We start from the raw sequence: 7,252 nt of genomic DNA on the forward strand, positions 1-7,252 counted from the left end.
TCGCGTCCCTGGAACCGTGCCTTGACCACAATATCGGACTCGTAGCGTTTGCCCTCCGTGATGTCGGTGAAGACCTCTTTATCCAGAAACTCGATACTCTCCGTGTCCAGATACGCCATCACATCGGGAAGAAACGCTTCGACAAACTCGACGAAAAACGTCGTGAGTAGCTCCTTGAAAAGCCGGTCGTGGTCTATCGCTTCCTCGTTCACCGTTCCTGATCCTCGTTCATCTCGCCCTTATTGTACCGTGCCAGCAAAGGTACAAATGCCGTGCCAGCAAAGCATAAATTTGGTAAAATAGAGCCGTCCGTTGGAGAAGGAATTACGACCATGTTGCCAAGCTTCCCCGCCATCCTCGCCCTGAGTATTCCCCTTAGCCAAGCCACAGCAAGCCCCCAAAGCCGGGCTCTGGCGTACTCTACAAATGTGACGGTTCAGCTCACCGTCGCCCGCGAGCCTAGAGCAAAGCAGCCAGAGCAACCCGGCGAAAAGGCACCGACCACGCCGGTTGCTCCCGCCGCGCCAATGCCGCCTCTGGTTTCTCGTAGCTTCACCGGGCAAGTTGCCCTCCGGCCACCGGGTAGTGCTCTCATCAGGGTCAACGACGAAAAGCGAGTGGAGCGGCAGCGGCTCACGATCAACTCTCAGACCGCCGTCCTCTGGCAAGCCGCCACCAAAGCCGGACAGCCTAGCCTCTTCAAAGAGTTGCAGTTCGCCGGTGCTGCCGACAGCCAAGCCAGCGAAGGCAAAGATCGCCTGACGTTCCTACTCTCCAAAACCGCACTGCTCGACCCCCTCAGCGCCTACATCCTCTCCGGCGACAACCCAAGACCCGCACTAGAGCAGCAGGGAGTCACCACCTGGACAACAAGGCCCGACAGCACCATGGCAGACGGAACGCCCGTCACCATCCTCATGGCAACCGACGACAAAGACCCAAATCGAGGTAAGCCACGGCGCACCTACATCTTCGCCTACGGAAAGCAAGACAAGCTCCTGCGCCGCTTCTACTCCGAGGTCTACCAGCCCGACGGCACCATCAAGAAGCGCACCGAGACCTATACCAACGTCCAGCTAAACCCCAACCTCGACGAGCGCCTCTTCGCCTTCGTCCCGCCCCCCTCGCGGAGCCTTTCGAGCAAGGCTAAACCTCAGGTGTAAAGGACGAATTATACCGTAACCTTCTATTTCCCCCGCCGGGCGGGGGTCAGGGGGTAGGTGGAACTTTCTCACCAGATTTAAGTCTTTCTTTTCAGAGGATACTTGACAGCATAACACTCAAGTGATATAACCCTCCTGGCAATACTTCTTCTCAGAGGAACTTAAAACACTATGGCAAAAACAGTTGGTATAGACCTGGGGACCACGAACTCGGTTGTGGCAGTGATGGAGGGTGGCGAACCCACCGTTATCGTGAACTCGGAGGGCGCACGCACCACGCCCTCCATTGTTGGCTTCAACAAGACCGGCGACCAGCTTGTCGGGGTTCCGGCCAAGCGGCAGTCGGTCGTGAACCCGGATCGCACGATTGTCTCGATCAAGCGGCACATGGGCACCAGTCACCGTACCACGATTGATGGCAAGGGCTACTCCCCCGAGGAAATCTCGGCCAAGATTCTGCAAAAACTCAAGGCCGATGCCGAGGCGTATCTGGGCGAGCCCGTGACGGCGGCAGTGATCACTGTTCCCGCCTACTTCAATGATGCCCAGCGCCAGGCGACCAAGAGTGCAGGCGAGATCGCGGGCATGAAAGTGCTGCGCATCATCAACGAGCCCACGGCGGCGGCGCTGGCCTACGGCATGAACAAAGAGGCCAACGAGACCATTCTTGTTTATGACTTGGGCGGCGGAACCTTTGATGTCTCGATTCTGGAAGTGGGCGATGGCGTCTTTGAAGTCAAGTCCACCAGCGGCGACACGCACCTGGGCGGTGACGACTTCGATATGTGCATCGAGGACTGGCTGGCGAGCGAGTTCCAAAAAGAGCAGGGCATTGATCTTAAAAAAGACAAGCAGGCTCGTCAGCGACTTCGTGAGGCGGCTGAGAAGGCCAAGATTGAGCTCTCTAGTGTCGTGACCACCAATATCAACCTGCCGTTTATCACCGCCGACGCCGAGGGGCCCAAGCACCTGGACCTGACACTTACCCGCGCCAAGTTCGATGATCTCACCAAGAGCCTGGTAGACCGCACGACCAAGAGCGTGCAGCAGGCGCTCACCGATGCCAAGCTCAAAATCGAGCAAATTGACGAAGTGATCCTGGTGGGTGGCTCGACTCGTATCCCGGCCATTCAGGACCTGGTGCGCTCGCTCACCAACAAAGAGCCCAATAGATCCGTGAACCCGGACGAAGTGGTTGCTATTGGGGCGGCGATCCAGGCGGGCGTGCTGGGCGGCGAGGTGAAAGATGTCGTGCTACTGGATGTCACCCCGCTCTCCCTGGGAATCGAGACACTGGGCGGCGTGATGACCAAGCTCATTGAGCGCAACACGACGATCCCCACCCGCAAATCAGAGATCTTCTCCACAGCAGCCGACGGCCAGACCGATGTGCATGTCAAAGTCTATCAGGGCGAGCGAGAGATCGCGGCGCACAATAAGAACTTAGGCGACTTCCAGCTCTCCGGCCTGCCGCCTGCCGCCCGTGGCGTGCCCAAGATCGAGGTAACTTTCGACATTGACGCCAACGGTATCTTAAATGTCTCCGCCAAAGACCAGGGCACGGGCCGCGAGCAGCGTATCACAGTCAGTGGCTCCTCGAACTTGAACAAGGACGAAGTGGAGCGCATGGTGAAAGAGGCCGCAGCCAACGCTGAGGCCGACCGCAAGGCAAAAGAGTCCGCCGAGCGCCGCAACAAGGCCGATCAGCTGATCTACGCCACCGAGCGCACCCTCACGGAGCTGGGCGACAAGGCAACGCCGAGCGAGAAAGAAGACCTAGAAGCCAAGATCGCCACGGTTCGTCAGACCGCCGACGGCGATGATGAGGATCGCTTCAATGCCGCCCTGAGCGACCTCCAGACCGCCAGCTACGCCCTGAGCGAGCGCCTCTACCAGCAGGCCGCCGCCAATACCGAGCCCGGTGCGGAAGTCCACACTGATCCCGACAAGACCCAGATGGGCGGCGACGATGTCATTGACGCGGAGTTTAAAGAGACCCCCTAGTCCCCGTTTGACGGGGGCTAGGGGCGGGAGATCACACAAAATAAAATCAATGCGGTAACTGTCGTGGCATAGACACACCGCGCCCCCCGCGCCGTGCGCGGGGGGCAAAAAAATACCTTGCACTTGACTGTATTGCACTAAGGTGGATTGAGCATGGGACCGAGCTATAAAGACTACTACTCCACTCTAGGCGTCAGCAAAACTGCGACTGAGAAAGAGATCAAGGCCGCTTACCGCAAGCTCGCCCGCAAGCACCACCCGGACGTAAATCCGGGCAATAAAGGCGCAGAGGACAAGTTCAAGGAGATCAGCGAAGCAAACGAGGTTCTGGGCGACACCGAGAAGCGCAAGAAGTACGACCAATACGGAGACCAGTGGAAAGCCTACTCACAAGGCGGCAGCGGCTTCCCCAGTGGCGCAACGGCTGGGGGGGGCTTCCCGGGCGGCCAGCGCGTAGACTTCGGCGGTGGGTTCCCGGGGGATCTCTCCGATCTCTTTGGCACCCTCTTTGCCGAGCAGTTCCGGCAGGGCAGTGCGCCTTCAGGAGGGCAGCAGCAAACGCGTCGAACGGTGAACTTTGGGGGGAGTGGCGATCCGTTTGGCATGCCAGCGCCGACCAGCCGGGATCTTGAGTCCGAGCTGCGGCTTAGCTTGGAGGATGCCTATAACGGAGGCACCAAGGGGATTTCGATTCAGGTTCCAACCGGACGCTATGATCTGGATCGCGGAGGCCGGAGCACGGAGCTGCGGCGGGTGGATGTCAAGATCCCGGCGGGTGTCGGGGAGGGGCAGAAGATCCGCCTCGGGGGCCAGGGGGTCAACGGCGGCGATGTCATGCTCACGGTGCGTCTGCTTGCCCATAGTAGCTTTGAGCGCAAGGGCGATGATCTGATCGTCGAGGTTTCCCTCTCCTACACCACGGCGGCACTGGGCGGTGAGATGAAGGTTCCCACGATCGAGGGCAAGACGCTCACCGTCAAGCTCCCTGCAGGAACCCAGAGCGGCCAGCAGCTACGCCTGACGGGCAAGGGTATGCCCAAGCTCAAAGAGGGCGGCCACGGCGACCTCTATGCCCGGATCAAGATCACCGTGCCCAAAGTGCTCTCCGAGCGCGAGCGGGCTCTGTTGACCGAGCTGGCGGGTGGCCTCGCATGAGACGCAACGACGAGCCGCTCTACACGATCTCGATCGCGGCCCGTCTGGTGCGTATCGAAAAACCGGAGGAGCCCGCTATCCATCCCCAGACCCTGCGGATGTACGAGCGCCTGGGCCTGGTCACTCCCATGCGCGTTGGTAAAAATCGGCTCTACTCGGAAAAAGACATCGAGCGTGTCCGACAGATTCAGCGACTGACCCAGGAAATGGGCGTCAATCTCGCCGGGGTCGAAGTCATTCTGGGGCTGCTGGAGCAGCTCGAAGAGCTGCAAGCCCAGATCGAGCGCCTACGGAAACAAGTTCCCCCGCCGAGCGGGGGTTAGGGGGTGGGCACGAGAGATGCTAGACAACTACACAGAACGAGCAAAAGATGTCATCTCAGCGAGCCAGGATATTCTGCGCCGCTATAAACAAAACCAGCTAGACACCGAGTATATTTTGCTGGCACTCCTGGAGCAAGAGGACGGCCTAACGGGGCAGATTCTCACCCGGATTGGGGCCGATGAGCGCGGGATCGTCCGGCGCGTGGAGGAGGAGCTCGCACGGCTCCCGAAGGCCTACACGGCGGATCGCTCGTCCTCAGACCAGATCTTCATCACGCCCCGTGCCAAGCGCACACTGGATCATGCCGAGAGCGAGTCCAGCCGCCTCAAGGATAAGTTTGTGGGCGTGGAGCACCTCCTGCTAGGCGTCCTCAAGACCGATGACTCCCCTGCCGCACGGATCTTAACCAGCTCACACATTGATGAGGAGCGCATCTACCGTGCCCTCCAGCAGATTCGCGGCAACCAGCGCAGCGACAGCGACAGTGGTGAGAGCAAGTACCCCCTGCTCCAGAAGTTCTCGCGCGATCTGACGGCGCTGGCACGCGAGGGCAAGCTCGATCCGGTGATCGGGCGCGACGACGAAGTGCGACGGGTGATCCAGATTCTCTCGCGGCGCACGAAGAACAACCCGGTGCTCATTGGCGATCCGGGCGTCGGCAAGACCGCGATTGTCGAGGGGCTCGCCCAGATGATCCTCGCGGGCTCCGTTCCAGAAAACCTCCGAGGCCGCCAGCTCCTCTCGATTGATCTGGGCGCGATGGTGGCGGGCAGTAAGTTTCGCGGCGAGTTTGAGGAGCGCCTCAAGGGCGTGATGGATGAGATCAAGAAAGCCGCCGGGCAGTTTGTGGTCTTCATTGATGAGCTGCACACCGTGGTCGGAGCCGGAGCCGCCGAGGGCGCGATGGACGCCAGCAACCTGCTCAAGCCCGCACTCGCTCGGGGTGAGCTACAGTGCATCGGGGCCACCACACTCGATGAGTACCGAAAAAACATCGAAAAAGATGCGGCGCTGGAGCGGCGCTTCCAGCCGGTCCTCGTGGGGGAGCCCAGTATCGAGGACACGATTGGCATTCTTACGGGACTGCGCGAGCGCTACGAGAAACACCACCGGGTCAAGATCACGGATAAGGCAATCGAGGCGGCGGCCCAGCTCTCGGCACGCTATGTCACGGAGCGCTTTCTGCCCGACAAAGCCATTGACCTCATTGACGAAGCGGGTGCGGCGGTGCGGATGGATCTCTCGGAGCTGCCCGAGAACCTGCGCGAGCAAGAAGCCGATCTGGAGCGCCTGGTAGAGGAGGGGCTCGCCGCTGCGGAGGCACGCGACTACGCCCGCGCCGCTGAGCTCCAGAAAGAGGAAAAGTCCCTGCGCGAGGCGCACGTGAAAGCACGCGCGGACTGGGAGCGCACCACGGGCCATGATGCCGTCGTGGATGAGAACGATATCGCAAAGATTGTCGCCCGCATTACAGGAGTCCCGGTTCGGCGTATGTTCGAGGGCGAGGTAAGCAAGCTCCTCCAGCTTGAAACCACGCTCCACGACCGAGTGATCGGGCAAGACCGCGCCATTGGTGCCGTCGCCGAGGCGATCCGCCGCAGCCGCGCTGGGCTCTCCGACCCACGCCGTCCGATCGGCTCGTTTCTCTTTCTCGGCCCGACCGGGGTCGGCAAGACCGAGCTAGCCAAGGCGCTGGCGGAGTTCCTGTTCGATGACGAGAGTGCGATGGTGCGCATTGACATGTCCGAGTACATGGAAAAGCACGCCGTCGCGCGGCTGATCGGAGCGCCTCCGGGTTATGTCGGCTACGAAGAGGGTGGCCAACTCACCGAGGCCGTCCGACGGCGGCCCTACCGGGTAATCTTGCTCGATGAGATCGAGAAGGCGCACCCCGAGGTCTTCAATGTCCTGCTGCAACTACTCGACGATGGCCGCCTCACGGATGGCCAGGGACGTGTGGTGAATTTCAAGAACACGGTCGTGCTGATGACGAGTAATATCGGCGCCGTGCAGATCCAGGAAGCCTCGGCAGCAGGCCGCGACCCCGAGCCGGTCGCTCTGGCGGAAGTGCGCAACTACCTGCGGCCCGAGCTGCTCAATCGCATTGACGAAGTGATTGTCTTCCACGCCCTCACCCGCAGCCAGATCGGGCAGATTGTGGAGCTGCTTTTGAAGCGCACGGAAAAAGCCCTTACCGAGCGCCAACTCAAGCTCAAGGTCACCGACACCACCAAAGCGCTCCTCGCGGAAAAAGGCTACGACCCCCTCTACGGAGCGCGGCCTCTCCGAAGAACCATTCAGCGCCTGCTCGAAAACCCGCTTAGCTCCGCCATCCTGCGCGGTGAGTTCCAAGAGGGCGACACCGTGAGTGTGGATGTAGATACCTCGGGAGAAGTATCTTTGACTAAAAAAACATTTACTAGATGAAGTTTTTAATCATATTAAATATCATTAATTATTTTTTTTTGCATTTAGTTCGCAGTAATAACATTTTAAAATTAAGTCTTTATGCACTGTACGGACGAACATATGTTTCCTCCTTCTAACCCGTTGCTTTCCAGGTTCCAATAGCCTCGAAAAAGAGGGTGGTATCGCGATGGCCCGCT

5 protein-coding genes and 1 pseudogene are annotated in these 7,252 nt (G+C 59.7%); 5 read left to right on the plus strand and 1 reads right to left on the minus strand.

The window, feature by feature from the left end:
- Positions 1-212: pseudogene (locus ACH2ED_RS06395) on the minus strand (flagellar assembly protein H); the annotation flags it as partial.
- Between the two features lie 120 nt (positions 213-332).
- Here ACH2ED_RS06395 and ACH2ED_RS06400 point away from each other — a divergent pair.
- The 5 genes from ACH2ED_RS06400 (at position 333) to ACH2ED_RS06420 (ending at position 7,073) form a co-directional block, all read left to right on the plus strand.
- Positions 333-1,163 carry an outer membrane lipoprotein carrier protein LolA gene (locus ACH2ED_RS06400; RefSeq protein WP_395089451.1) on the plus strand — a complete coding sequence of 277 codons (831 nt, stop codon included), beginning with the start codon at positions 333-335 and terminating at the stop codon, positions 1,161-1,163.
- Positions 1,164-1,334: 171 nt separating this feature from the next.
- Positions 1,335-3,167, plus strand: coding sequence for a molecular chaperone DnaK (gene dnaK / locus ACH2ED_RS06405; RefSeq protein ID WP_395089453.1), 1,833 nt, complete (start codon positions 1,335-1,337; stop codon positions 3,165-3,167).
- A gap of 153 nt (positions 3,168-3,320) precedes the next feature.
- Complete coding sequence (locus tag ACH2ED_RS06410) at positions 3,321-4,322, plus strand: DnaJ C-terminal domain-containing protein (protein ID WP_395089455.1); 1,002 nt, start codon at positions 3,321-3,323, stop codon at positions 4,320-4,322.
- Complete coding sequence (locus ACH2ED_RS06415) at positions 4,319-4,645, plus strand: chaperone modulator CbpM (RefSeq protein WP_395089458.1); 327 nt, start codon at positions 4,319-4,321, stop codon at positions 4,643-4,645. Before ACH2ED_RS06410 ends, ACH2ED_RS06415 begins: the two co-directional genes overlap by 4 nt.
- 16 nt (positions 4,646-4,661) lie before the next feature.
- The gene (locus ACH2ED_RS06420) at positions 4,662-7,073 is read left to right on the plus strand and encodes an ATP-dependent Clp protease ATP-binding subunit (RefSeq protein ID WP_395089461.1); all 2,412 of its coding nucleotides are present in this window, start codon (positions 4,662-4,664) and stop codon (positions 7,071-7,073) included.
- Positions 7,074-7,252 lie beyond the last annotated feature (179 nt).

Source organism: Armatimonas sp. (genome assembly GCF_043757465.1).
In the GTDB taxonomy this organism is placed as follows: domain Bacteria; phylum Armatimonadota; class Armatimonadia; order Armatimonadales; family Armatimonadaceae; genus Armatimonas.

Coding starts and splice junctions, on each gene's coding strand:
- ACH2ED_RS06400 (WP_395089451.1), top strand. CDS start 333: ATGTTGCCAAGCTTCCCCGCCATCCTCGCCCTGAGTATTCCCCTTAGC.
- dnaK (WP_395089453.1), top strand. CDS start 1,335: ATGGCAAAAACAGTTGGTATAGACCTGGGGACCACGAACTCGGTTGTG.
- ACH2ED_RS06410 (WP_395089455.1), top strand. CDS start 3,321: ATGGGACCGAGCTATAAAGACTACTACTCCACTCTAGGCGTCAGCAAA.
- ACH2ED_RS06415 (WP_395089458.1), top strand. CDS start 4,319: ATGAGACGCAACGACGAGCCGCTCTACACGATCTCGATCGCGGCCCGT.
- ACH2ED_RS06420 (WP_395089461.1), top strand. CDS start 4,662: ATGCTAGACAACTACACAGAACGAGCAAAAGATGTCATCTCAGCGAGC.